This is a genomic window from Brevibacillus daliensis, assembly GCF_021245735.1.
Lineage (GTDB): Bacteria > Bacillota > Bacilli > Brevibacillales > Brevibacillaceae > Brevibacillus_B > Brevibacillus_B daliensis.
In genome coordinates this window covers 20,448-43,464 of sequence record NZ_JAJISB010000015.1, presented here as the reverse complement: position 1 = coordinate 43,464, position 23,017 = coordinate 20,448, and the positions used below count along the sequence as shown (strand labels likewise).

Genomic DNA, 23,017 nt, shown 5'->3' with positions numbered 1-23,017 from the left:
AAGCAGGAACTACTGGAAGATGAATCAGAACTAAAGCAGGAGCTACTGGAAGATGAACTAGAACAAGGACTGGAACTACTGGAAGAGCTAGAGCTGGAATGACGAGGTTTATGGCATTTTGATTCTACAGCAACTACGACGCGGACGATAGCGCTAGAACTGCAGACTGGATCAATAGCAAGGACCGTAAATAAATCTTCTCCTCTAAAACCTTTCTGAGGTTTGTAAATATAACGACCATCTGATACCAGTATAATTCGACCGTGACTAGGTTGAGAAAGTAGTTCGTAAAGTAGTGGATTTCCCCCAGGGTTAGCAATTTTCACATAAGATTTTACAATTTTGCCCTCAGGTACGATGATACCGTTGTTCGTTCCGTAAAGTGGTATGCTTACTCCAGGGAATGGGCTGATTAACTCATTGGATAACACCGAAACAGGAATAGTTATACCGTTCCACAATAGTGTTCCTGATAAAGTTGCTTGAGATTTAATCAGTTCAGGATCAAGGGTTGATACAACCTGGAATTGATAGGAGACACTGATAAAATCGACTGCTTGAGGAATTGCGCCAATATTAATTCCAATTAAAGGCGAGGCTTCAAGCTGTGGAAATCCGTTTATAGTTACACTGTTTGGAACAAAAGTAGTGTCTGGTGGTGCAGGTATTACAAGCGTTGCATCTGTTAAAATCCCATCATTGTCATTAAACACCTGCACGGTATAAGTAATAATCGAACCTATCGTGACAGAAGATGTGTTGGCTGACAGTACGACGCGGATTCCATAATCATGATGTGGTAATTGATGAGAAAAAGATGAGTGACTCACGGGTTACTTTTCACCTCCGAGAATGGTGTTTCTTGTCGATTAGATCATGTAGCATGGGGACTTAATCGACTGCATGAAAAGGAGACTAGTAGTGATCCTATTCCTTGCGATGTTACTGTAAACGGTAGGTAGAGAGTCCCTCTGAACCTCGTCTCATGTCCTAGCTAATTTCATAGCCTAGTAGAGAGTCTAAGGATACATTTCCTACCTACATGAATTCAGTTTATTATGTATATGTGAGCCTTTAGTAGAGCGGTCACGGCCGTTATACAAGGTAAGCAAAAATAGTTCTTTATCCAATATATTGAAAAGAGTAAAAATTGGTTACTTTATTCAAACCTATTGTAGCCAGCAGAATTTGCAGCTTTCTTTAGCAATGCAGTTGCAATAGGCCTCAGGATTGGTTCAGTTACCGTTACTGCACAATTGTATAGTTCATCGACACCTAACAATCTTTTCGATCCTATACATGGAACTGCGGTTGCGTTAACACCTTCGCTCACAGGCCTTGTAAGTGTAGGCGTAACAATCGAATAATGGTGAAGATACTAACACATTAGAATGAATGTAGAAGATATCCCCCTGATTTAAGGGGGATTTTTTTGATTAATAAAAGGCTATTCTTTTTAAAAAACGATATAACATAATTAGAAAATCTAAAAAATAAAAATATTTGTTCGTAAGTTAAACACATCACTAAACTTTAGGTTATTTGTGGATAAAGTATAAAAAATATTGTGTTTTGCTTTTTCTCCTTATAAGATAGTAGATGTGATGAAAATAAAAATAAATAAATGAAATGAAAATAAGAAATCTAATATTTCTAATTTTTAGTTTCGATATTTCCCTCATGTTTATTTATTTTTATTTGTTGAAACCCCTACTTATATCTGTATTTCGACGTTTTTTCGTTTTATTCCTAAGTTCAGTCTATTTTTTGCAATTAACTTTATTAAGTTTTATGTTGAGAGGTGTTCAGATGAAAAAATATGGTTTAGCGGTTCAGATCATTATTGGTCTTATCCTAGGTATCATCGTAGGGGCAATTTTTTATGGTAATCCTAAAGCAGCTGAGTTTCTGCAACCAATAGGAGATATCTTTCTTCACCTGATCAAAATGATTGTTGTCCCAATCGTTATTGCTAGCTTGATTGTAGGGGTTGCCGGAGTAGGCGACATTAAGAAACTTGGAAAAATTGGTGGGAAGACAATTCTCTATTTTGAGATAATTACTACCATTGCTATCGTAGTTGGATTGTTAGCTGCAAACATTTTCCAACCTGGCGTTGGTGTTGATATGAATGCATTAGAAACTACTGATATTGGATCCTATGTAGATTCAGCTGAACAAAAAGAAAACTATTCTACAGTTGATATGATTGTAGATATTGTTCCTACCAATGTGTTCGCAGCTATTGCCAAAGGGGACATGCTAGCGATTATCTTTTTCTCTGTCTTATTTGGTTTAGGCGTAGCAGCCGTTGGAGAAAGAGGAAAACCCGTTTTACACTTTTTCCAGGGTGTTGCTGACGCCATGTTTTGGGTGACGAACCTGATCATGAAATTTGCTCCGTTTGGTGTCTTTGCATTAATTGGAATAACAGTATCCAAGTTTGGTTTGAAATCTCTCATTCCACTTGGACAACTAATGATTTTAGTTTATGCAGCGATGATTTTCTTCGTATTTATAGTATTAGGGATAGTAGCGAAGTGGGCTGGAATCAGCATCTTTCAAATTATCAAGATACTGCGAAATGAAATCTTGCTTGCCTATTCAACAGCAAGCTCTGAAACAGTACTACCAAAAATGATGGAAAAAATGGAGAAGTTCGGTTGTCCTAAAGCGATTACTTCCTTTGTAGTCCCAACCGGCTACTCTTTTAACCTGGATGGGTCTACCTTATATCAAGCTATTGCAGCACTTTTTATTGCTCAAATGTATGGGATTAATCTTTCCATCGTAGAACAAGTAACACTGATGCTTGTCCTGATGGTTACATCTAAGGGGATTGCTGGTGTGCCTGGTGTTTCCTTCGTTGTACTGCTAGCTACATTGGGTTCTGTAGGTATCCCTGTAGAAGGATTGGCATTTATTGCCGGTATTGATCGTCTGCTAGATATGGCGCGAACAGTCGTTAATGTAATCGGGAATTCTTTGGCTGTAGTTGTTATTTCCAAATGGGAAGGCGAGTACGACCAAGAAAAGGGTAAAAAGTATTTAGCAAGTATCTAAATCTAATATTTTGGTGTGAACGATTAAGGAAATGGAAAAAGAAGCTAATTGTTGTAATAATGAAAAGTAGTCTATTAAAGGTTGCCGATATATCTTCCGGCAACCTTTTCCTATTTCAAATCAGCTTCTAAGCTATTATTCTTGCTTATGGTATTTTCCATTCCTAATTGAAAAGGTATGATGGTAAAGGAAAAAGAAGAAGGGATGTCGAGATGGTATGACTATATTAAAAAACGACTGGGCTCCCATTCTGGAGGGTGAGTTTGAGAAGCCATATTACCTCCAGTTGAGAGATTTTTTGAAGAAAGAGTATCAATCGAAAACAATTTATCCAGACAAATACGATATTTTTAATGCACTACACCATACATCCTATAAGGAAATTAAGGTAGTCATTCTCGGACAAGATCCGTACCACGGTCCTAATCAAGCACACGGATTAAGCTTTTCTGTTAAGCCTGGTGTGGCTATTCCTCCGTCCTTGCTTAATATCTATAAGGAGTTACAGAGTGATCTGAATATCTCAATACCTAATCATGGTCATCTGACATCGTGGGCAGAGCAAGGTGTATTAATGTTAAATACGGGATTAACTGTGCGTGCAGGGGAGGCTAATTCCCACCGTGGCATGGGTTGGGAGATTTTTACGAACGAAGTAATCAAAGCTGTGAATGAAAAGGATGAGCCAGTAGTGTTCATCTTGTGGGGAAGGAATGCACAAGAGAAGAGAAGCATGATTGACACGAAAAAGCACTGTGTTCTTGAATCTGTTCACCCTAGTCCGTTATCAGCAAGAAGAGGTTTCTTTGGCTCTAAGCCATTCTCGAAAGCAAACGAATTTTTACAAAGTAATGGAAGAGACCCGATCGGTTGGCAACTTCCAGATTTGTAAAAAAGTTAATTTGCTACAAAGTATTGTCTTGAATACGCTTTCCTGCTACTATTATGACAAATATGTGAATAATATTGATGAACTGGTAGTAATAAAAAAGTTTTTTGATAAGGAATAGGTTACTGTCACCTATTAAAGAGCTTTTTTATAAGGAAGAAACTGTTGGTATAAAGGCAGCGTCCCTGTTTTTACACTAACCGTCCGTAATGCTAGAGTGAGAGGACTCTCATTTTAAGCAATTATGCGACGGTTTTTTTTCTGTGAAAAACGTCTCGACGTTTTTCATAAAATTGGATGTGACCGCTTGCGGTCCAACAAAACGGTTATGACCATTTTGTTTTGGTCTTAATCCAACAGGTTAGAACTAATTTAAAAAGGAGGAATATTATGAATGTTAAGAACCGTTGGTTGATTGCCGCGTCCGCTGTAGGAATCCATATTTCAATCGGCTCGGTGTATGCTTGGAGTGTCTATTCTAAGCCACTTCAGAAGGAATTTGGGTGGAATCCAAGTGATGTTTCCCTCACCTTTAGTATCGCAATCTTTTTTCTAGGTTTATCAGCAGCCTTTCTTGGTCACTTCGTAGAGAAGCACGGACCTCGTAAATCTGGTACGCTATCATCTATCTTTTTTGGAGTGGGTATGATCGGAGCAGGTGTCGCTACTCAATTTGGCAATCTCTATCTTCTTTATCTGTGTTACGGAGTATTAGGAGGTATTGGGCTTGGAGTGGGTTATATTACGCCTGTTTCTACTTTGGTTAAATGGTTCCCGGACCGACGAGGTCTTGCCACTGGAATGGCAATCATGGGCTTCGGATTTGCTTCACTGATTGCAGGTCCGATTATTCAAAAGCTAATTAGTAACGTAGGCATACCTAATACTTTCTATATTCTGGGTAGTATTTATTTTATTGTTATGTTTTCCTCTGCACAGTATCTTGCACCGCCACCTAAGGACTGGGCTCCAGAAGGAATCAAGGAAAAAGTGGAGTCGGGAGCAAAGGAAAAAGTGGCAGATCTATCTCAGTTAACTGCGAATGAGGCGATCAAGACAAAGCGTTTCTATTATCTCTGGCTTATGTTGTTCATCAATATAACCTGTGGAATCGCAATTCTGTCTGAAGCTTCACCAATGGCACAGGAGATTGCCGGAATGACAGCAGTACAGGCAGCTGCGATGGTAGGTTTGGCAGGTTTGTTTAACGGAGGCGGACGAATTGCCTGGGCATCCTTCTCTGACTACATTGGCAGACCTAATACGTACACCGCATTTTTTGCGATTCAAATGGTAGCATTCTTCCTGCTTCCAAGTATTCAGTCAGCACTTTTATTCCAAGTCGTAATCTTTATTATCATGACCTGTTATGGAGGGGGTTTTGCTTCTATTCCAGCTTACATTGGAGACTTGTTTGGAACGAAGCAGCTGGGGGCAATCCATGGTTACATCCTTACTGCATGGTCTGCGGCAGGCCTGGTAGGTCCTATTTTCGCTACATGGGTTCGTGAAACAACTGGCAGTTACATTGGTTCCATGTCCATCTTTGCCGGGATGTTTGTGGTTGCTTTCGCCATCTCTCTATTAATTCGTCTAGATATCAAGAGATTGCGCCATGAAAACAGTAAAATAAAAGCAACAACCCAGACTGTGTAAGGTCTACTGTATGTGCTAGGGACGATTGATATGAATTGCTAATTCTTACGTCTAATGATAATATTTTTATAATATTTGTAAAAAGACGAAGCGAGTTGACTAGAATGGCGAACTATGAAGCAGAATTCAGCAATCTGGTGCGATCGTTCCGAAAAAGGCATATGGGTAAAGGACCCAGTCAGATTAAGACGACCTTCTGTAAAAACTGGGCCATATGTGAAATGCAAGGTAATTTGTCTCCTGTTGAAAAATTTATAGCCACAGCAGATACTGGAAAACAAATGCTTCGTTCTGCTCGGACAGAGATGGTGAAGGATATGTATCACAAAAACAGACCTGTCGAGATGGAAGAGTTATTGGGAGCAACTTTTCAGGATCTATTTGTAGATATTGATATAGAACGAGACTTCGGAATGACCATCTTTGTATTTGATCAGGATCTGGAAAAAAAGTTTAGTTCAGATCGGTAAATGCATGTATGGACTTTTGTCAGCAGTTGGGACTTGGTAGTGTGATCCTGCTAAAGACTAGCCACCGCAAGCATCCTTCCCTCCTGACAAGAAGGGATGCTTGCGGTTTTTTTCTATATAGATTCAAATAACGATGGAATAAATGAAGAGGTGAATGAAGATGTCTAAGGAAATTTCTACAATGCGTCCTATTCATAAATATGATGGGAGCCAGTTTTACACCAAAAATGACGAGATTGCCTCAGAATTTCCGCTTACTTTACAAGTAAATAACATTGAATTTGCTACTATGGTTTGCACACCTGATCAGATGGAAGAGTTGGTAATCGGCTTTCTTGCATCAGAAGGAGTGATTCGTACTGCAGATGAAATTAAATCCTTGTCCATTCAGGAAGAGACAGGATTTGCCTATATTCAGTTGAATAGAGAAGTAGACTTGTCCCCCGTTCACTCCAAACGTTTTATCGGCTCCTGTTGCGGAAAAAGCCGTCAATTTTACTTGCAAAGCGATGTGCGTACAGCCAAAACCATCATGAGCAGGCAGGTAATCACCGTTCAGGATTGCCAGCGATTGATGCGGCAGGTTAACTCCAAGTTTTTTCAGCAGACAGGTGGCGTGCATAACGCAATGCTTGCAAGTAAGGATGGAGTTGTGGTTATCCGAATGGACATTGGCAGGCATAATGCTCTTGATAAGATTTACGGCTATTGCCTGAGTAACCGTATTTCTTTAAAGGATAAAGTTATTGCTTTTAGTGGGCGTATTTCCTCCGAGGTCCTTTTAAAAGTGGCTAAGATCGGAGTGGGTATTATTCTCTCCAAATCAGCTCCAACTGATCTGGCACTAGATCTAGCTGAGGAGCTTGGAATTACTGCTGTAGGCTTTATTCGGGGAGATACCTTAAACGTTTATACCCATCCCGAGCGAATAGAGGGAACCGGACATACCGTTCAACCATAAGAACGAATCGATTAACACCGATACAAGCAGAAAAAGGAAGTGTGATCTTCCATGAACAGGACACATCGATTCAAGCGTACTTCTATAACAGTGACAGAGGCGCAAAAACGTGTACTTCAACATGCAGCCCTCTTGTCTCTATCAGTGGAAGAGATATCGCTTGAGCATAGCCTGAATCGCAGACTGGCAGAGACCATTACAGCCGGGCATCCAGTTCCTTCGTTTCAAAGAGCTGGAATGGATGGCTACGCGGTATGTTGTGAAACAGATGTAGCGGCCAGTCCCAATGAACCTGCTCTTTTTCAGATCGTGGGTGACATTGCTGCAGGTATGATATCTGATCAAACCCTGAAAGTCGGAGAGGCTGTACGAATCATGACAGGTGCGTCTGTGCCAGAAGGGGCCGATGCCGTCGTGATGTTTGAGCAGACTGAGGAGATTACTAAGACACAAGAGATGCGTATTCTGGTTAAAGTGAAGCATTCGATCCGTATCGGACAAAATATTGCCCCTGTTGGGGAAGAGATAGAAGAAGGACAGACCTTACTAAAGGCAGGTTGTATTATTCAACCAGGACAAATGGCTCTGCTGGCTACTTTCGGATACAGTAAAGTACAGGTCTACAAACGACCAAAAGTGGGGATTTTTGCAACAGGTAGTGAGCTTATCCCTATCGATCAACCATTGTCGTATGGTAAAATTCGCAACAGTAATAGCTATATGATTCAGGCACAGGTGGAATGTGCAGGAGCAACAGCGTATCATTATGGCATTATTCCTGATGACATGGCCAAAACCAGAAAAATTCTGGCACAAGCATTGGCTGAGATGGATATTGTAATTACAACAGGTGGTGTTTCTGTGGGTGATTATGACATCATGGCTGATTATTTTCGTATGAATCAGGAGCAGATGTTATTTAATCGTATCTCCATGCGCCCGGGTAGTCCTACATCGGCTGCTTATCTGGAGCAGACGCTTCTGTTTGGTTTATCAGGTAATCCAGGTGCTTGTTTTGTGGGTTTTGAGTTACTGGTAGGACCTGTTATTCGAATGATGTTGGGTGCGACAAAACCTGTAGTCCAGACGATAACGGCTTCTCTGGAACAGGATTATCCCAAAGGATCACCGCATCCACGTTATGAACGTGGGAAGTTAGCTGTTACGAATGGAATCGTTTCCGTTAAAGCGGCAGGTGTGAATAAGTCAAGCTACATGCTCTCTATTCAGGATGCAGATTGTCTGATTCTGTTGCCATCTGGCAAAACGGGTGTAAAACAGGGGGATCAAGTGGAAGTGATTCCTCTCTCCTATCAAGTCACATAGGAAGGAGCTGTTGAAGGTGAATCAGGAGCAAAACAATCAAACAACAAAAGTAGTTGACCAATCACAGCGCCCATTGCGTGATTTGCGTATTTCTGTTACGGATAAATGCAATTTTCGTTGTCGTTATTGCATGCCAGAAGAGATTTTTCATAAGGATTATCAGTTTTTGCAAAAAGACAAACTGCTCACCTTTGAAGAGATGGAACGGATGGTACGAGTTTTCGTTCAGTTAGGTGTGGAGAAGATCAGATTAACTGGTGGGGAGCCATTACTTCGAAAAGACCTTCCTGTCCTAATTGAAAAGATCAATCAGATTGAGCAAATTAAAGACATTGCCCTGACCACAAATGGGTCTTTATTGAAGAAACACGCACAGGCTTTGAAGGATGCCGGATTGCATCGGGTTTCGGTTAGTCTGGATAGCCTGGATGATGAGCGTTTTGGTCGGATAAACGGTCGTGGCATTTCGGTAAGCACAGTCCTTGCTGGCATTGAAGAAGCTGCCCGTGTCGGTCTGGGGATTAAAGTGAACATGGTTGTGCAAAAAGGGGTTAATGATCAGGATATTGTGCCAATGGCCCGTTATTTTGCTGAACAAGGGCATACACTCCGGTTCATTGAGTTCATGGACGTAGGGAATAGCAATAGCTGGGAGTTGAATCAGGTTGTTCCTAGCAGACAGATTCTGGAGATGATTCATGAAGAAATGCCGCTAGAGCCTGTTGCTTCCGATTACTTCGGTGAAGTAGCCAAGCGATATCGGTACCAAGGTTCAGACACGGAAATTGGCTTTATTTCTTCGGTAACACAAGCGTTTTGCTCCAGTTGTACCCGTGCCCGCTTATCTGCAGAAGGTTTTTTGTACATGTGTCTTTTTGCGACGAAGGGTTATGATCTACGTACGTCTCTTCGTGATGGTACATCCGATGAGGGGTTGTTCAGGTACTTGAGGGGATTATGGGACGGACGGACGGACCGCTACTCGGAAGAACGGTTGAGTATGACTAAGGGTATTTCAGATAAAAAAGTGGAGATGTCACATATAGGTGGATGAGAAAAACAGGTTAACCACTGGATGGTTAATCTGTTTTTTTCTATGCGTATAAAGCTTTACCTAAAATAGATCTAACCATTTAAAAAAGGTTTTTCCTACTTTGTGATTCGAATCACAAACATTATCTGGCTCTCTATGTAAAATGAGGTCATCAGTTAACAACATATGCACAGTGTTAATCGTGCTAATCAAAAAGTAGATTCAAGGAGGAAACACTTTTATGATGAAAGATCTTAAGATCTCACAAGATATACACTGGATAGGAAAAATCGATGACAGAGCGGTACCTTTCCACCGTTTAACGTTGGCGAAAGGAACCACATACAACTCTTATTTACTTAAAACAGAAAAACCTACGGTAATTGATACCGTGGACATTGATTACGGACGAGAATTCGTTGAACATTTGAGCCAACTTATAGATCCAGAAGAAATTGCCTATATCGTAATTAACCATACCGAACCAGATCATTCCGGTGGTTTAGCAGCACTTGCTGCTCGTGCCACGAACGCTACGATCGTCTGCACAGAGATTGCGGTTCCAGAACTTCAGGAAATGTACAAGCTTCATCATCGAAACTTCTTGATTGTTCGTGATGGAGACCAACTGGATATTGGCGGTAAAACGCTTTACTTCCGTGAAACGCCGTACCTACATACAGAAGAAACGATGATTACCTACTGTGAAGAGGATAAGATTTTGTTCCCCTGTGACATTTTTAGTACACATGTAGCAGCCTATAACATTTTTAATGATGAAGCAAACGAAGACATCACCGAAGATTATATTTTCTACTACACTGCTATCATGCACCCGCACAGAAGATATGTACGCGCGATGATGAATGTAGTTAAGGATCTTGATATACAGATGATCGCACCTTCTCATGGCTACATCCTACGAAAAGATGTACAGAAATTCATCGATTTGTATGGGACCATGAGCCATGATACCGTTCAGGACAAAAAAGTAACAATCATTTACACCACGATTAAAGGGAATACTCGCAAGATTTCTAATTTACTCGCAAATATTATGACTGAAAATAACATTGAGGCAACTATTTTCAACGTAGATAAAGTAGAAAAAGCAGAGGTTCTGGCAAGTATCCAGGAAGCAGATGCCGTACTGATCGGAAGCTCCACCCGCTATGCAGATATGATCGGCAATTTGGAAGAAATACTTAAAGATTTGAAGGAGATGAACCTGGAAGGCAAATTGGCTGCTGCATTCGGTTCCTATGGCTGGAGTGGAGAATCGATCGAGGTGATCCAGGATTACCTCAATGAGACGAATATGACGGTTCTCAGTACATCCCATGTAATCAAAACAACTGGTATGACACATGTAGAGTTCCCAGTGCGCATCAGATTTGCACCAAAGGGAGACTCCTTGAAAAAAATTGAACATGCCGGAGCATTCATAGCTGATTTACTGCTAAGCTCCTTATAATTAGCAACAAAAAATCCGGACTAACCAGGTGATCACAATGAGTAAACAATATGTCATCATCGGGGGTGGCGTCTCTGCTGTCCATGCAGCCAAAGCCATTCGCGATCAAGATCAGGCGGCAACTATCCTTCTGTTCACAGAAGAATATTCCCTCCCCTACAACCGAATTAAGCTTTCCAAAGATCTTTATTCCGATCTTGGTAGCGAAAAGGTATTAATAAAAAAACAAAAATTTTATCACGATAATCAAATTAATGTTCGTACTAACATCAAAATCGAGAAAATCGACACCGATCATCAAACGATTGTTACTGCTAGTAAGGAGCAAGTGACTTATGACAAATTGCTTATTTGTACAGGTGCTACCAATCGTAAACTTCCCGTAGAAGGCGTAAATCTGAGTGGCGTTTACTCCATCCGTAACATGCAAGAAGCGAATGATTGTAAAGCTTATCTGCAAGACAAAAAGCATGTAGTGGTAATTGGTGGTGGCGTGCAGGGACTGGAAACTGCCTGTTCCTTTTATAAAGCTGACAAAATGGTATCCATGATTGAACTGGACTCACATCTGATGAGCAGACAGCTAGATGAGAAGACTTCTTTACTAATGAAGAAAAAAGTAGAAGATGCAGGCATCCATCTATACCTGAACATAGGCATAAATAGTATTCTAGGGAACGAACAAGTAGAAGCTGTACAGTTGCAAGATGGTCGAATAATCCCTTGTGATGCTGTTGTCTATTCAATCGGTATTATTCCTAATACAGAGATCGTTGAAGGAACCAAGATAAACACTAACAGAGGTATTATCGTCAACGACTATTTGGAAACCAGTGAAAAACATGTATTCGCAGCTGGTGACGTTTCCGAATGGAATGGAAAAGTAGAAGGACTCTGGGGTCGTGCAATGGACCAGGGGAAAATTGCGGGAATCAACATGGCAGGTACACCTACTCCTTATGAACCTACCATACCTGTTACCATCTTCAATGCCTTTGATCTCTCATTGTTCTCTATTGGAATGGTAAATGAGAATCAGTACGATAAGAGTATTGCCTGTGAATCAAGTAACGAATGCTATACAAGAGTATTTATTAAGAATAACAAGATGGTTGGCGTTATCTCTTTGGAAGGCGTTGCTGCTTCTACCCCTTATCTTTCTGCAATCAAACAGGGAGTTTCTTTAGAAGGTATTAATCTAGAGCAATGTAGTATTTCCGATTTAATGAAGGAAGTAAAAGATAGATTAAAAAATTGCTAGCAAAAAATTAGTAAGGAGGAGCCATACATGAAAATGAAAAAATACATCTGCTTACCATGTGGCTACATTTATAATCCAGAGCTTGGAGATCCCGATGAAGATGTAGCTCCAGGTACAAGCTTTGAGGATTTGCCAGAAGACTGGGTCTGCCCAGTTTGCGGTGAGGAACAGGACCAGTTTGCACCTGTAGAAGAGTAGATTTTTGCTGAACGAAGATAAAAAAGGGAGTGCTGCCTCATAGCAAGCACTTCCTTTTTTACTTTCCTCGCTCTTCTGCGTAGTGGACAGTTTCGGCTTCCCTCTCAATTATTTGAAAAACTTCTTAACCAACTGTAACGCATTTTTAGTCGTATGATAACGAACCGGAATATCAAACAGCGTCGTATGTTTTAATACACTCTTCTGATGAGAAAACGTTTTGAAACTGCTCTGCCCATGATAGCTACCTGTTCCGCTATTACCTACTCCGCCAAACGGTAGATTCGGATTGGTAATATGGTAAATGGTATCGTTTATGCAACCCCCACCAAAAGAAAGCTGGGACATAATTTGCTCCTGAACCTGACTGCTCTCACTAAAAATATAGAGAGCAAGTGGTTTGGGGTGTTCCTGTACCATTTTAATAGCATCCTCTAGGTGTTCATAAGTAAGGACAGGAAGAATGGGACCGAAGATCTCCTCTTGCATAACCTTGTCCTGCCATGTCACCTGATCCAGCACGGTTGGCTCTATCGCCAGGCTCGACTCGTTACTCTTTCCCCCAGTCAGCACTTTCTCTTGATCAATCATCTCTGTCAGTCGATCAAAGTGGTTTTTATTAATGATATGAGAAAAATGCGAGTTGGTAAGAGCATCAGGGTACATCCCTTTAATCTCATTAATCAATATGGACAGGAATTCTTCCTTAATAGCGGCATTTATCAGTAGATAGTCTGGCGCGATGCAGGTCTGCCCGGCATTCATGAATTTTCCCCACGCGATTCGCTTGGCTGCCACTTTTAGATTGGCGTCCCGATGAATGATACAAGGGCTTTTGCCCCCAAGTTCTAACGTTAGAGGGGTAAGATGTTTGGCTGCTGCTTCCATGACCACTTTACCGACATGAGCGCTTCCTGTGAAAAATATATAATCGAATGGTTCCGCTAATAACCGCTGACTCGTCTCCCTTCCCCCTTCTACAACCGCTACGAACTCAGGTGGAAATGCTTCTGACACAATCTTATTTACCACTGCTGCTGTGTGAGGAGCCATCTCTGAAGGCTTGATGATGGCACAGTTACCGGCAGCAATAGCTCCAATCAGTGGCCCAATGGCTAACTGAAAGGGATAATTCCACGGCGCAATAATGAGTGCGACCCCGTATGGATCATGATGAATCCAACCGCTGGTGCCAAAATGGGTAAGCGGAGTTTTCACGCGCATTGGACTAGCCCAGGAACGGAGATGTTTGCAGGTATACCCTATTTCACTGAGAATAAACCCTATTTCGGTGGAGTACGATTCGAACTCTGATTTATGCAAATCGGCGTGGAGTGCTTCCGTTATTTCAATCTCGTACTTTTTGATAACTTGACGCAAAGTTTGTAGTGATTGTATACGAAATGAGAGATCTTTTGTTTGGTGAGAATAAAAGAACTTTCGTTGTGCATCTGTTAATGATTGAATGCTAGTCATAGCTATAGCTCCCTCCTTATTTGGAAGTTGTTTACCCTTTTATCATGCCTGAGAATAACGGTGAAAAGCAACTTGAGTTAGTAAGGAGATCAGTTTATGGAGGATAAATCATCACAAATAATAAAATAGTGAAAAAAGAGTGATTTCGACAGAAAATTACAATATTATTATAGGTTTTATGATATAGTACAACAAACAAAGATTTAGGACAATTAGTCTATAGAGGCGTGCAAAGTTGTGAATCAGATTTGAAATTAATTATCTTAGGCCTGTCCATTCAGAATAAACCCAATACGGGTACTTCCATAGAACTGCGCTTTACCAAAAAGGCAGGAGAGAAATGAGAGTTGGGGGTGGAGAAGTTGAAGGTGTTACTGATCGATGATGAACGCTTGGCGCTACGGTATCTAGAAAATATGCTACAGGATATAAAAGACCTGCAGATTGTGGGGAAATTTCAAGATCCTCGTCAGGCTCTTGAGGAGATGCAACAGGTAAAGCCCGACCTTGTGTTTCTGGATGTGGAGATGCCGGAAATGAACGGGATTGAGACTGCGGAGCAGATCCTCCGCTATCTGCCTGATACTGACGTGGTTTTTGTAACTGCTTATGAGGATTATGCGGTTAAGGCATTTGAATTGAATGCACTTGATTACGTATTGAAGCCTGTGCAACGAGAGAGGCTGCAAAAAACGTTGCTCCGGATACAAAAAGAAAAAGAAACGAAGAATGCTATTACCCCATCAGGTCCATTACTACATATACGTTGTTTTCAATCGCTGCAGATTGAAGTATCGGGTCGTCACGGTCCAGAGACCATCCACTGGCGCACGACGAAGGCTCAGGAATTGTTTGCCTATCTCATTCATCGGCGGGGGCAACCAGTGCGAAAAGATCTCCTATTGGAGTTGTTTTGGGCTGACGTGGAGTGGAAGAAAGGGTACGCCCAACTATATACAACTGTGTATCAAATCCGCAAAACACTGGATCAGCTAGAGATCGGATTGAAAATTACCAACTGTGATGACGGCTATTTGCTGGAGATGAGCGATGTCAGTTTCGATGTGGACGCATGGGAGAGTGGCTTGCGAAAAGCGCCGCCGATCACGAATGAGAGTGTAATCGAACATATGCGGCTAGTCGAACTCTATCGAGGTGATTATTTTTCCGAATATGACTACATGTGGGCGGAAAGTGAACGGCAGCGGCTACGAGCAGACTGGTATAATCACGCTGCTCAAGTCGGGAACTTTCTTGTCATCAATGGCGAATATTCGAAAGCAATCGCTTTCTATCTTCGGATGCAACAGTTCCATCCTCATTTGGAGGAGTTATTCTTCACATTGATGAAGCTGTACGATACAATGGGCGACCGGGAAGCGGTAGAAGGGCAGTATAACAGTTTGACGGATATGCTACGAGAGGAATTTGAAATGGCACCACATGCGGATGTAAGAGAATGGTATAAACAATGGAAGAGTAGCAAATGAATTAGATAGACGAGTCGAGAGGAGGGTTCCTTCTCTCGGCTTTTTTCATAAAATTGGATGTGACCGCTTGCGGTCCAACAAAACGGTAGCCAATCGTATTCAGAAAGCGGTTCAGATTGTTTTGCTGCTCTCCGTCTTTTGGAAAGCGTGCCGGAGTATTTGGTCCAAGCCAACTGACATGAGTTGATTTGGCTTGATCGATCAACTGGTCAATGAAAGAAGAGTCAAAATAGCTGTTCAACGAATCAGAAGGAGCAAACTCTCTACCACTCGGTGCGTGCTTCCAAAAGTCGGGCATCGCCGGCATTTGTTCTTCGGTAAGCCACGAGATGTATCCTTGTTGCATCCAGGACATCCATAATGATTCGAATAATAAATGTAACGCCTTTTTCAGCCCATTCATCAAAGTGTAGCTCTTCCTCTATCTGATCGAATTGGTACTCTCCTTTTTCAGGTTCAATCTCTCTCCAGGTGATATTGGCGTATACCAATGTGTGCTCCTGCGTATACGGAACGTACCGTTCAGGCGCAAGACCCATATACGGATTGTGTATGGGCCTCGGGGAATACGCAACTTTTGTCTTGCCGACCGCAGCTATTGAGGAAGGCATGAGGCAAGGAATGTGAACATGATGGCACACAGGCCGTATAGCCAAATCTTTACCATGAATAACCTCCTGCAAGAAATTGAGTAATTGTTCTGATTGAATTGCAGCTAGTAAAAAGATTCGACAAAATTTATCAAGATAGGGAGTATGTTTTATCATAATTTGCAGTTGAGCTTACTTGTTCAAGTTTCCGTCTCATTTTTTCACAATAAAGGTAATAGTAGTACCTACATCAGGAGAGCTTTGGATTTGTAGGCCCTTACCGAAGATTTGTTTCAATCGTCGGTCTGTATTAATTAAACCGATTCCCGACCTGTTGTCTGATCGACTTTCGAGTACTCGTTGCAGAGTTTTCTCATCCATCCCCACACCGTCATCTATGATCGCTACTTCTGCGTAATCTGCATAGTCGGTGATACGGATATGGATCTTTCCACCTCTTGATCGCTTCAAAACGCCATGTCTTATTGCATTCTCTACAAGAGGCTGGATGGAAAGGGGAGGGATCTGCAACTGAATGCTTTCGTCCACCTCCCAGACTATTTGCAGTCTTTCTTCAAAACGTTCCTTTTCGATAAACAGATAAGAACGGACGAGGTCAAGCTCATGCTTAAGTGGAACTAATCGCTCTGAGTTTTTGAAATCAAAGCTTGACCGCAAATAACTACCAAACACTTCAAGTAAAGTTCGCATTCTTGCATGATCGAAATCACTGAGAGCAGCAATCGAGTTTAGGGTGTTGAATAAAAAATGTGGTTGAATCTGCGCCTGAAGCCACGCGGCTTCCAGGCGTAGTCGTTCGCCAACGGATTTTTTTAATTCGGTTAAAGCTCGTACCCGGGACTTCAACTCCATCGTATCGACCGGTTTCGTTACGTAATCGTTAGCACCAGAGAGGAACCCTGCGTTGATATCCTCAGGTCGATTGCGTGCGGTCAGGAGCAAGATGGGTAATTCCGATATCGAGAAACGCTCGCGAATGGTGCGTGACAATTCATAGCCGGACATCTGCGGCATCATGACATCGGAAATGATCAAATCCCATTCTCTTGAACCCAGAATGGATAGGGCTTCCTTACCACTTGTAGCCGTGATGATGTCATAGCATTCTAATGAAAGGACGTTGACCAGCACATTTAAATTCACTGGATCATCGTCGATAGCCAATATGCTGGGTCTCTCTGTAGCGAACTCGGATTTTGGTTCAGAGATCGCACTAAAAATGGCTGCTGCTGTTTCTGAATGAGCGATGGAAACAGGAGCTAACCTCGTTGTTTCGTCCGGTAGAATGGCTGGATCGGACAGTTGCAAGGTAAAGGTGAATACTGAGCCTTGGCCTGGCGTCGAGCTGACCGCCAATGTACCGCCATGGAGCTCCACCAGTTGCTTGCATATACTTAATCCAAGCCCAAATCCACTTACGTTTGCTGTTATGCCGAAGCTGCCTTGTTCGTAAGGCTGGAATATTCTTTGTTGCGTCTCTATGTCCATCCCGATCCCGGTATCCAAGATGAGAATCACTGCCTTGCCCTCCTTCACTTGGGCTTGGATGGTGATATTCCCTTCGTTCGTAAATTTTACAGCGTTGTGAAGCAGATTGAACAAGATTTGAATAAGCCGGTTTTCGTCGGCGATGACATTGGGGAAGGTATCCGGGATATTATTGATTAGTTGGATGGGTTTTCCTTCTGTCATGAAACGAATCATATCGAATACGCCCGAAGCCACCGTTTGAAGCCGAAGACTCGTGACCTGTAGACGGATACGGTTTTCCTTAAGACGATTCAAATCAAGCAGGTCATTCAACATAAAGGACATGCGCTTTCCCACGGAAATCAGCAGGTTCATGTTTTCTTTGTTCTTGTCGTCGCGAACGCTTCCACCACTATCCAATACCGTCTGTGCAATTGTAAGAATGCCGTGAAGTGGATTTCGCAATTCATGGGAGGTGTTCACTAAGAAGTCGTCTTTCAACTTGTCCGCCTTTTGCAGCTTATCGGCAAGCATGGCCGTTTGGGCGGAGGTTCGAAAATAGCGTTTAAACCAGAATGAAGCAAAAGCGACAAAAGTAACAATCATATCAACCGGGTAGTAATACATCTCGATCATGCCTGTGTTTTTGATAATGCCCCATATGAGATTGAGCGTGATGCTGATTGCGCCGAGAAACAAATAAATGGCGTCATGATCGCCATTCAAGGTCATACGTAACATGAACACCGGAATAACCAGATAAGGTATTAAAACAATGAGACTATGCAGGTAGTCTACGAACATTATGTGTGTAACGGGCGTCAATAGAATGAAGATCGAATAGATCGCGCACACGGCGGAATACCATCGAGTAGCTCTGACTGTCGGGTACTCAGGCATTTGGTGCTTGATATACTGGATCAGGAATACGGCGACTCCGAGATACGATAGATAAAAAAGTTTTATTTGCCATTCGTAACTGATCGGCAACAACGTCATTAGGATCCGGTCATCGTCGATGAGGATCGCGGCAATCGCGGTCATGGTCAACAAAGAGAAATAGATCAGCGCTTTTTGACGAACCCCGATAAAATATAAAATGCAGGTGTATATAGCATGCATAAACAGAATGAGACACACAACTAGCTGCATGCCGATGGAAAACTGTGTGGCGCGACTTACCGCTTGATCAGTTCCGAACCAGATAGGTGTGACGATGCCACCTTTGCTGTGGTTATCATGGTTCGCTACGTGAATCACGATTTCAATCTCATTTTGATCCGTCGTGAAGGAGGCGGAATATGGGATGTCTTGCGCCCTGTATTGATCGCCATACGGTGCCGGGTAGCCTGAATGCGCAAGCAAACGACCATTCACGAACAGTTCTGAGGATGATGGAATATTCGTAACTCGAATGCCGTAGGATTGCTCATGGCCAGGAGTGACCAGAATACGCAAACGATAAGACCCGTAGCCAAATGCTGAATCCTGCCGCGGGGAGATGTAATTTTTCCAATTGCCAGGAACCTGAACGATCTCACTTTTATTGATGAATGGGATTGTGCCAGCGTCGCTTTCTTTTAGAAGTGCATTGGGGTAGAATTCCCAGTCGCCATTCAGAGAGATCGCACGCTCCGTCGCAATGTCCCAATTTTGCAAATCCAATACGCCTTGAACTGCGTAGGGTTGATCAGATGGTGATAGAAAGGAAATCCAAAGAATCCGGATACTTGTAAGTATAAGAATGAGCAAGCAGGTTACGAGAAGAACTTTTCTTTTTATCATAATATATTGAATAATTCTATTTATCATAGCGCTATTCCTTTAATCAGTATGTAAGATTGTCCGACACGAGTGACGAATAGCCAGCCCTGAAATCGTCCATTGATAGGCGTACCCCTAAATGGCGTAAAAGCTTCAGTTGCCTCATAATGTCCTCCAAATCGTAGAACACCATTGATTCCGTAATCTCAATTTCCAATAACTCGGGAGGCAGCCCAGTATCGTGGAGTACTTTTTGGACCATTTCGACCAAGCAATGGCTCTGGAACACGCGAGCCGACAAATTCACCGATATGGGCAGATGCAGCACCCCTTCCTGAATCCACCGCTTGTTTTGACTGCAAGCTTCTTCCAGGATCCAGCGTGTCATGGAGACAATCAGTCCCGTTTCTTCGACACTCGGGATAAATTCCACAGGGGAGACTAGTCCGAGCTTCGAATGATTCCAGCGAAGTAACGCTTTAAGTCCAACGGGGCGGTTCGTCTGTTCATTCCACTTCGGCTGATATACAACGAAAAACTCCTGATGAGTCATTGCTTTACGCAAACCTTTTTCCAGTTCCATTCCACGATTCAGGTATTTATCTTTTTCTTCGTTATAGAAGCAGTACTGGTTTTTTCCCGCGTTTTTGGCATTGTACATCGCCGTATCCGCCGATTTCAGCAGCGTGGATTGATCCTTGCCGTGCTGAGGGTACAAGCTGATCCCGATGCTTGCCGTTATGTGAAGCTCATTTTCCTGAATATGATAAGGGAGGGTGATTGCGTTCAGAACATCTTCTGCCAATTGCTCGGCTAGAGTCGACTCACAATCTCCCATTATCACCAAATACTCGTCTCCTCCGATACGGAATACCTGACGTTTTTCTCCCAGAAACGTTTGTAGCCGCTCCCCTACCTGTTGTACCAACAAGTCGCCAACATCGTGTCCAAGCGTATCATTAATCTTCTTAAATTGATCCAAATCTATTAATAACAGAGCAGTACCGGACAAATTTTCGGTATGTTCTTCAAAGTAGCGGTTCATTTCATGCCGGTTTGGTAGCCCTGTTAGGGAATCGCTATAAGCCAATTTCTCCAGGATATGTCGGTCGAAAAACATCGCCACCCAGGAAATAATCAATATAAACAACATTGCTAGCAAAACACCGATCAACAAAAACCAGTTAATTTCGTCTGAGCCGTCTTGGTTTACAGGTGAAGATCCGTACCAAAACAAGGCTGCCTTCATGCCGGTATAATGCATGGTGACAATTCCACTACCCATAAAAAAACCACCAATGGCAAATTTCCATCTGTTGATATTCTGCGGCATCGCAATAAGGAGTGCGATATAGGAAGAAATAACACTCGCTACCATGGACAGGATAGCAACGTTGTAGCTCACTTGCATGTCCATATGTAAGACTAGCATTCCTACGAAGCTTCCTATCACAAAGGCGACTGAAAACGGCCAGCCTATTTTTGTGCGACCCTGTGCTCGTGATATTTTGGTAGTGAGGTTTAAGGCGGAATAAGAAGTTAGTATAGCGATAATGAATGAGAGTAACACAATCCAATAATTGTAATGGCCTTGCAAATACATTGTTATAATCACCTCAGAATGGTTCGTGGTTATTCAACCGAAATATCAATATACCCTATATATCTCGACAATATCTGAACAACCAGACCTTTCTCGTTAGATATCATGGAATGTAGTGAGTGTAGAACTATTGATAAGACAAGCAATTATGAATTCGATTCATGAAATTGATCCAATTAAAAAAATTTTGAATGTTATTGACTATGTCGTTTTTTTCAGTTAATATTTGGTAATCTAATACGATGATTCAAAGAAAGGGGAGATTATGATGAAGATGTTTATTGAAATGACTCATGACAACTTCATACAGAAACGTAACCTCCTTCTAGTTACTGACACACGTAGCTAATTTTCATCATGAACAAAGTAATGTGAGCGCAGGTTACAGCCATTGTAGCGTGCGATTTTTTTATTCAGACATGTCGCGGTTCAGTGACATGTTTTTTTGTCTCTATTACAAATTCTACATAGATAATTTTGTACTCTTACTTACTATTACAAAAGGGGAGATCAGTAGTGATAACCGTAATGAATAAGCTGGGATGGTTCTTCCGAGATGAATGGAAACGCTATTCCATAGCCGTTGTTTTTTTGATTCTGAACGGTGCGGTTGAGGTAATCCCACCCAAAATCTTAGGAACAGCAATCGATAATATTATTCAGGGTCTTATGACTGTGGAAATGCTGATTTTGGCTGTTGGTGGCATGATTGTAATTGCTCTTTTTAACTACTGGGTGACGTATGTCTGGATGAGAAGGTTATTCGGCGGTGCGTTTCTGCTTAGTAAAATCCTACGTACCAAGCTGATGCGACATTTCATGGGCATGACCCCTACCTTTTATGAGCGAAACCGGACGGGGGATTTAATGGCACGGGCAACCAACGATATACAGGCGATCTCACTGACGGCTGGTTTTGGAATTTTAACGTTGGTCGACTCCACCGTTTACCTTGGAGTGATTCTGATTACGATGGCATTTTTGATCAGTTGGAAACTGACATTAATCGCCGTTATTCCTCTACCTATCGCTGCCTATATATTGAGCAAATACGGAAATATGCTTCATAAACGATTTACCATTTCGCAAGATGCCTTTGGTGTCATGAATGACCAGGTGCTGGAGAATATTTCAGGGGTGCGGGTTATTCGTGCCTACGTGCAGGAAGAAGCTAGTCGGGAAAATTTCCGTAAGATTTCGGAGGATACCTATCAGAAAAACCTCGCTGTTGCCCGCATTGATGCCTTGTTTGAACCAACCATGCGTATCCTCACGGGACTTAGTTTTATTTTGGGAATTGGATTTGGCGCTTATTACGTCTACCATCAGGAGATTACCATCGGAGAGCTCTTTTCCTTTAACCTGTATCTAGCTATGTTGACCTGGCCAATGTTTGCAATTGGTGAGCTAGTAAACATTATGCAGAGAGGAAATGCATCTCTTGATCGGGTTAACGAAACATTGGCGTATGAAGCTGATGTACAAGACAGTGACAAAACCACAGATGTGAAAATTCCGACAGAGATTACCTTTGACCATGTAACATTCCGCTATCCGACTTCGGAAGTAGATAACTTGAAAGATGTTACGTTCAATATCAAGCGTGGAGAAACATTGGGGATTGTTGGTCGAACAGGTAGTGGAAAGACGACACTTCTCAGACAGTTATTGAGGGAATACCCACTAGGTAGCGGTACTATCTCTGTTTCCAGTGTTCCGCTTGCCCATATTAAACTGGATCAGGTGATCGGCTGGCTTGGCTATGTACCACAGAGCCAGATTCTTTTCTCTAAAACGGTGTTGCAAAACATTTTGTTTGGGAAGCCCGAAGGAAGTATGGAAGAAGTAGAGCATGCGTTAGATATGTCTGCCTTTAAGAAGGACGTTGTCTTTCTGCCTGAAGGGTTGGAGACATTGGTTGGGGAGAAGGGTGTCTCATTGTCAGGGGGGCAAAAACAGCGAGTCTCCATTGCCAGAGCATTTATCTCAGAACCAGAAATATTGATGCTAGATGATTCACTCTCAGCGGTAGACGCCAAAACAGAGGCGGAGATCGTCAAGCATATCCGGAGAGAACGAGTAGATAAAACCACAATCATCACGACACATCGCATGTCCGCTGTTGCGCATGCTGACCTGATTCTGGTCATGGATGAAGGACGAATTGTGGAACGGGGAACGCACGAAGAGTTGATGAAATTGAATGGTTGGTACAAAGAGCAATACGAGTGCCAGCAGATAGAAGCAAACCTAACAGACGGAGAGTGAGAAC

The 23,017-nt window shown here is 42.3% G+C and carries 18 protein-coding genes; 12 read left to right on the top strand and 6 right to left on the bottom strand.

Going from position 1 to position 23,017, the window contains the following annotated elements; genetic code table 11:
* Nucleotides 1-830, bottom strand: an 830-nt coding sequence (locus tag LM917_RS13195) for an Ig-like domain-containing protein (RefSeq protein ID WP_232697992.1), incomplete at its 3' end; no start/stop codon positions are given.
* Between the two features lie 979 nt (nucleotides 831-1,809).
* Here LM917_RS13195 and LM917_RS13190 point away from each other — a divergent pair.
* The 10 genes from LM917_RS13190 to rd all read left to right on the top strand — a co-directional run bounded on the left by LM917_RS13190 (nucleotide 1,810) and on the right by rd (nucleotide 12,331).
* Complete coding sequence (locus tag LM917_RS13190) at nucleotides 1,810-3,063, top strand: cation:dicarboxylate symporter family transporter (RefSeq protein ID WP_232697991.1); 1,254 nt, start codon at nucleotides 1,810-1,812, stop codon at nucleotides 3,061-3,063.
* A gap of 217 nt (nucleotides 3,064-3,280) precedes the next feature.
* Nucleotides 3,281-3,955, top strand: coding sequence for a uracil-DNA glycosylase (locus LM917_RS13185; protein ID WP_232697990.1), 675 nt, complete (start codon nucleotides 3,281-3,283; stop codon nucleotides 3,953-3,955).
* A gap of 387 nt (nucleotides 3,956-4,342) precedes the next feature.
* The gene (locus LM917_RS13180) at nucleotides 4,343-5,608 is read left to right on the top strand and encodes an L-lactate MFS transporter (RefSeq protein WP_232697989.1); all 1,266 of its coding nucleotides are present in this window, start codon (nucleotides 4,343-4,345) and stop codon (nucleotides 5,606-5,608) included.
* 104 nt (nucleotides 5,609-5,712) lie between these two features.
* Nucleotides 5,713-6,078, top strand: a complete 366-nt coding sequence (locus LM917_RS13175; protein WP_232697988.1) for a Na-translocating system protein MpsC family protein — start codon at nucleotides 5,713-5,715, stop codon at nucleotides 6,076-6,078.
* Between the two features lie 160 nt (nucleotides 6,079-6,238).
* A complete protein-coding gene (gene fdhD / locus LM917_RS13170) occupies nucleotides 6,239-7,039 on the top strand; it encodes a formate dehydrogenase accessory sulfurtransferase FdhD (RefSeq protein ID WP_232697987.1) in 801 nt (266 codons plus the stop codon).
* A 51-nt stretch (nucleotides 7,040-7,090) separates the two neighbouring features.
* Nucleotides 7,091-8,365 (top strand): molybdopterin molybdotransferase MoeA, encoded by a 1,275-nt coding sequence (locus LM917_RS13165; protein ID WP_232697986.1) that lies wholly within the window; start codon nucleotides 7,091-7,093, stop codon nucleotides 8,363-8,365.
* 16 nt (nucleotides 8,366-8,381) lie between these two features.
* The gene (moaA, locus tag LM917_RS13160) at nucleotides 8,382-9,419 is read left to right on the top strand and encodes a GTP 3',8-cyclase MoaA (protein ID WP_232697985.1); all 1,038 of its coding nucleotides are present in this window, start codon (nucleotides 8,382-8,384) and stop codon (nucleotides 9,417-9,419) included.
* A gap of 220 nt (nucleotides 9,420-9,639) precedes the next feature.
* Nucleotides 9,640-10,872 (top strand): FprA family A-type flavoprotein, encoded by a 1,233-nt coding sequence (locus LM917_RS13155; RefSeq protein WP_232697984.1) that lies wholly within the window; start codon nucleotides 9,640-9,642, stop codon nucleotides 10,870-10,872.
* A 37-nt stretch (nucleotides 10,873-10,909) separates the two neighbouring features.
* The gene (locus LM917_RS13150; protein ID WP_232697983.1) at nucleotides 10,910-12,133 is read left to right on the top strand and encodes an NAD(P)/FAD-dependent oxidoreductase; all 1,224 of its coding nucleotides are present in this window, start codon (nucleotides 10,910-10,912) and stop codon (nucleotides 12,131-12,133) included.
* Nucleotides 12,134-12,166: 33 nt separating this feature from the next.
* A complete protein-coding gene (gene rd / locus LM917_RS13145) occupies nucleotides 12,167-12,331 on the top strand; it encodes a rubredoxin (protein ID WP_232697997.1) in 165 nt (54 codons plus the stop codon).
* Between the two features lie 108 nt (nucleotides 12,332-12,439).
* On the opposite strand, the gene LM917_RS13140 is transcribed toward rd, so the two are convergent.
* On the bottom strand, nucleotides 12,440-13,807 hold the full coding sequence (locus LM917_RS13140) for an aldehyde dehydrogenase (protein ID WP_232697982.1): 1,368 nt from the start codon (nucleotides 13,805-13,807) through the stop codon (nucleotides 12,440-12,442).
* A gap of 368 nt (nucleotides 13,808-14,175) precedes the next feature.
* On the opposite strand from LM917_RS13140, the gene LM917_RS13135 reads away from it, so the two are divergent.
* On the top strand, nucleotides 14,176-15,297 hold the full coding sequence (locus LM917_RS13135) for a response regulator (RefSeq protein WP_232697996.1): 1,122 nt from the start codon (nucleotides 14,176-14,178) through the stop codon (nucleotides 15,295-15,297).
* Nucleotide 15,298: 1 nt separating this feature from the next.
* Here LM917_RS13135 and LM917_RS13130 read toward each other — a convergent pair whose 3' ends face one another.
* The 4 genes from LM917_RS13130 to LM917_RS13115 are packed head-to-tail and all read right to left on the bottom strand — an operon-like array spanning nucleotide 15,299 to nucleotide 20,745.
* A complete protein-coding gene (locus LM917_RS13130) occupies nucleotides 15,299-15,595 on the bottom strand; it encodes a hypothetical protein (protein WP_232697981.1) in 297 nt (98 codons plus the stop codon).
* Entirely contained in the window at nucleotides 15,561-16,064 is a 504-nt protein-coding gene (locus tag LM917_RS13125) for a hypothetical protein (protein ID WP_232697980.1), read from the bottom strand. The genes LM917_RS13130 and LM917_RS13125 overlap by 35 nt, the downstream gene beginning before the upstream one ends.
* 36 nt (nucleotides 16,065-16,100) lie before the next feature.
* Nucleotides 16,101-19,190: an ATP-binding protein gene (locus LM917_RS13120; RefSeq protein ID WP_232697979.1), complete on the bottom strand. Its 3,090-nt coding sequence runs from the start codon at nucleotides 19,188-19,190 to the stop codon at nucleotides 16,101-16,103.
* Nucleotides 19,191-19,206: 16 nt separating this feature from the next.
* The gene (locus LM917_RS13115; protein ID WP_232697978.1) at nucleotides 19,207-20,745 is read right to left on the bottom strand and encodes a bifunctional diguanylate cyclase/phosphodiesterase; all 1,539 of its coding nucleotides are present in this window, start codon (nucleotides 20,743-20,745) and stop codon (nucleotides 19,207-19,209) included.
* Between the two features lie 516 nt (nucleotides 20,746-21,261).
* On the opposite strand from LM917_RS13115, the gene LM917_RS13110 reads away from it, so the two are divergent.
* Entirely contained in the window at nucleotides 21,262-23,013 is a 1,752-nt protein-coding gene (locus LM917_RS13110) for an ABC transporter ATP-binding protein (protein WP_232697977.1), read from the top strand.
* The last annotated feature ends 4 nt before the right edge of the window (nucleotides 23,014-23,017 follow it).